Raw genomic sequence first — 4224 nt, 5'->3', positions numbered from 1 at the left:
GCTTCACAGGCCCCTGCGCCGTCCGGACCTTGCGAATCTCGAAGTCCAATGCATCCCCTGAACTGGGGTGTTGCAACGACTCCTAGAACCCAAGATCTCCTCGGGCACGGCCCTTTTCCCGCCGCGTTCCGTCAGCTGCGGCGGAGCGCCTCGGTGAGCCGGTTGGCGGCCTCGATGATGGCCTGGGCGTGCAGGCGGCCCGGGTGGCGGGTGAGCCGTTCGATGGGGCCGGAGACGGAGACGGCGGCCACCACGCGGTTGGAGGGCCCGCGCACGGGGGCGGAGACGGACGCGACGCCCGGCTCCCGCTCCCCGATGGACTGGGCCCAGCCGCGGCGGCGGACGCCGCTGAGCGCGGTGGCGGTGAAGCGGGCGCCCTGGAGGCCTCGGTGGAGGCGCTCGGGCTCTTCCCAGGCCAGCAGGACCTGGGCGGCGGAGCCGGCCTTCATGGGCAGGGTGCTGCCGACGGGGACGGTGTCGCGCAGGCCGGAGAGTCGTTCGGCGGCGGCGACGCAGATGCGCATCTCGCCCTGCCGGCGGTAGAGCTGTGCGCTCTCGCCGGTGACGTCACGCAGATGGGTGAGGACGGGGCCCGCGGTGGCGAGCAGTCGGTCCTCGCCGGCTGCGGCGGAGAGTTCGGACAGGCGCGGGCCGAGGATGAAGCGGCCCTGCATGTCGCGGGTGACCAGACGGTGGTGTTCGAGTGCGACGGCGAGTCGGTGGGCGGTGGGGCGCGCCAGACCGGTGGCGGCGACCAGCCCCGCCAGTGTGGCGGGGCCCGACTCCAGTGCGCTGAGCACCAGAGCGGCCTTGTCGAGAACGCCGACGCCGCTAGTGTTGTCCATAGCATGATATTGCAGTCTCAGGTAGCGAGACGCAAGTCCGTTTCGATGTTCGCCATCCTCTCAGATGCCCGCAAAGTGCCTCTTCCGGGCTTTGTCGTCTCATCTGCTGGACATGTCGGAGGATGTGTCGACGGTCCGGGAGGGGCCGGAAGTCGAAATCGGGGGAGCGGCCGGGGGGGATGGCGGGGTCGCCGGAGAATGTCCTGGGAAATGAAAAAAGCCCCTGCCGTGTCACTGTCGGACACGGCAGGGGCCGTAAGAAGAATTCGGCGGCGTCCTACTCTCCCACAGGGTCCCCCCTGCAGTACCATCGGCGCTGAAAGGCTTAGCTTCCGGGTTCGGAATGGAGCCGGGCGTTTCCCTCTCGCTATGACCACCGAAATGATCGGGCCGGGCAATTGCTCGAAAGCATTGCCTTCGCCTCGCCGCCGATCATAGCAGGAGCAAAAACGGGCGGAAGAATCGGGGGCATTCGGTGAGGGCTCCCCGCCCCGGGCCGCTCCCCGGGCGGTGCTCGGCCGGGCGCCGCCGGAGGCCGCCGCCGGGGACCGTCGCTACCGGAGACCGCCGCCACCGGGGGATCGCCCTCGGCCCGGTCGGCGTGGAACGATGGGCCCGAACCAGGCGGGTGAGGCACGAGTGAGGCGCGTCACGCCGGGCGCGCTACCCGTCCGTCGCGTTCACGCCCGTGCGCACACCATCGAGCCCGCCCCTGCGCGCCCGTGGCCGTAAAACTGACCGATAAGGTGTTAATCCAACATTCATCCATGCCGCGTAGCCTCCGAGGGCTAGCCTCATGCTGAACGTCACCGTCCGACCAGGAGGCGAAAGCCCCGTGCAAGGCACTGTCACCACACCAGGCGGCTCCACGGTGGCCGGGGGCCAGGGCGAGGCGTTCCTGCTCGTCGTGGACGACGAGCCCAACATCCGCGAGCTGCTCTCCGCCTCGCTGCGCTTCTCGGGCTTCCGCGTCGCCTCCGCCGCCAGCGGCACCGAAGCGCTCGAACTCGTCGCCGCCGAGCGCCCCGACCTGGTCGTGCTCGACGTGATGCTCCCCGACCTCGACGGCTTCACCGTCGTCGAGAAGCTGCGCGAGCGCACCAGCCGGGGGCAGATAGCCGGCCCGGCGCACGGACACCCCGGCGACCACCTGCCGGTGCTCTTCCTCACCGCCAAGGACGGCGTCGGCGACAAGGTGCAGGGCCTGGCGGCCGGCGCGGACGACTACGTCACCAAGCCGTTCAGCCTCGAAGAGCTGATCGCCCGCATCCGCGCCATCCTGCGCCGGGCCGGCGGCCCCGCCGAGGACGGCCGGCTGGTCGTCGCCGACCTCAGCCTCGACCCGATCGCCCACGAGGTGACCCGGGGCGGCACCCTGGTCTCGCTCTCCCCGACCGAGTTCAAGCTGCTGCACTACCTGATGGCCAACGTCGGCCGGGTGGTCTCCAAGTCGCAGATCCTCGACCACGTCTGGGCCTACGACTTCGGCGGGGACCTCTCCATCGTCGAGTCGTACATCTCCTACCTGCGCCGCAAGCTCGACTCCGGCCCGGCGCACGGCCCCAAGCTGATCCACACCGTGCGCGGCATCGGCTACGCGCTGCGCCGGCCCCCGCAGGGCTGACCGGCCCCTCCCGTGTTCGCCCGGTTCTCCTCCCGGCTGTCACTGCGCGCCCGGCTGCTGGTGCTCGCGCTCGTGCTGGTCACCACCGGGCTCGTGGTCAGCGACACCCTCGTGCTCGGCACCGTCCGCAGCCAGCTGGTGCAGCAGCTGGACGAGCAGCTCCAGCGGTACGGGCTGCCGCTATCCCGCAAGCCCCCGAGCCAGCTCACCGCCCCGTCGGCCGGCCGGCCCGCCGTCGCCGGCCGGCGGGTCAGCCTGCCCAGCCAGTACCTGGTGCAGTACCTCTCCTCGGACGGCAAGGTCCAGGCGTCGATGCGCCAGCCCGTCTCGGACAGCGACCCGGCGCCCCAGCTGGCCGGACTGGACCCGACCAGCACCGCCCCCGACGTCCCCTTCGACCTGCCCGACCAGCGCGGCCACCACAGCTGGCGGGTGCTGGTGCTGCCGCTCCAGCCGCCCCGCGGCCAGGCCGCCGGCCCCAGCGCGTACGCCTCCCCGGCCGTCACCCCGACCTACGTCATGGTCGCGGTCTCCCGCGAGGACATCGACGCCACCATCGACAAGCTGAGCACCTCCTTCCTGGCCATCGGCGGCGGCGTGCTGCTGCTGATCGCCGGGCTCGGCTTCTTCGCCGTCCGGGCCGGGCTGCGGCCGCTGCGCCGGATCGAGGAGGGCGCCGAGCGGATCGCGGCCGGAGAGCTGTCGCACCGGATGCCGGAGCTCTCCCCGGGCACCGAGGTCGGCCGGCTGTCGATCGCGCTCAACGGGATGCTCACCCAGATCGAGGCGGCCTTCGCGGCCCGCGCCGAGTCCGAGGCCCGGATGCGGCGCTTCGTCGCCGACGCCTCGCACGAACTGCGCACCCCGCTGGCCGGCATCCGGGGCTTCGCCGAGCTGTACCGGATGGGCGCGCTGCCCACCGAGGCGGACGTCAAGCGGACCATGACCCGGATCGAGAGCGAGGCCGACCGGATGGGCGCCCTGGTCGAGGACCTGCTGGTGCTCGCCCGGCTGGACGAGGAACGCCCGCTCGACCTCGCCCCGATGGACCTGCGCACCCTGGCCGCCGACGCGCTGCACGACCTCACCGCCCTCGACCCGAGCCGTCCGGTCGCGCTCACCGGTCCCTCCGGCACCGGCGCGCCGGGCGCGGCGCCCGTCGTCGGCGACGAGGCGCGGCTGCGGCAGGTGGTCACCAACCTCGTCGGCAACGCCGTCAAGCACACCCCGCCCGGCACCCCGGTCCGGATCGGGGTGGGCTCCGGCCCTGGCGGCGTCTGCCTGTTGGAGGTCGCCGACTCCGGCCCGGGCCTCACCGAGGAGCAGGCCCAGCGGGTCTTCGACCGCTTCTTCCGGGTCGACGCCTCCCGCAGCCGCGACAACGGCGGCGGCGCCGGCCTCGGCCTGGCCATCGCCACCGCCCTCACCCGCGCCCACGGCGGCGTCCTCACCCTCCGCACCGCGCCCGGCGAGGGCGCCACCTTCCGCGTCGAACTCCCCCGTCAGCGCTGACGGTTCGCCCGTGCGCCGTGCGCCGTGTGCCGTGCGCCGTGCGCCGGGCATCGGGCACCGGGCACCGGGTCCCGAGGGGCCGGCGACCCGGCCGCCCGCCCACCACCTGACGCCTTCCGCGCCGGCCCGCTGGGGAGAAGGGCGCGGCCACCCCGGAAGCGGGGGGGGGGGGGGGGGGGGGGGGGGGGGGGGGGGGGGGGGGGGGGGGGGGGGGGGGGGGGGGGGGGGGGAGGAGGGGGGGGA

Annotated in this window: 3 protein-coding genes and 1 rRNA gene; 2 read left to right on the top strand and 2 right to left on the bottom strand. The window is 73.3% G+C overall.

What is annotated here, in order from left to right; genetic code table 11:
- Nucleotides 1-131: 131 nt before the first annotated feature.
- On the bottom strand, nucleotides 132-845 hold the full coding sequence (locus ACZ55U_RS35035) for an IclR family transcriptional regulator (RefSeq protein WP_030246527.1): 714 nt from the start codon (nucleotides 843-845) through the stop codon (nucleotides 132-134).
- Between the two features lie 264 nt (nucleotides 846-1109).
- Nucleotides 1110-1226, bottom strand: a 5S ribosomal RNA gene (rrf, locus tag ACZ55U_RS35030).
- 415 nt (nucleotides 1227-1641) lie between these two features.
- Here rrf and ACZ55U_RS35025 point away from each other — a divergent pair.
- Complete coding sequence (locus ACZ55U_RS35025) at nucleotides 1642-2469, top strand: response regulator transcription factor (protein WP_465532902.1); 828 nt, start codon at nucleotides 1642-1644, stop codon at nucleotides 2467-2469.
- Between the two features lie 12 nt (nucleotides 2470-2481).
- A complete protein-coding gene (locus ACZ55U_RS35020; protein ID WP_465532900.1) occupies nucleotides 2482-3981 on the top strand; it encodes a sensor histidine kinase in 1500 nt (499 codons plus the stop codon).
- Nucleotides 3982-4224: the final 243 nt, after the last annotated feature.

It is taken from the genome of Kitasatospora sp. NPDC034533, assembly GCF_055575155.1.
Note: the sequence above shows the minus strand (reverse complement) of the source record. Positions and strands in the feature narration are given on the sequence as shown.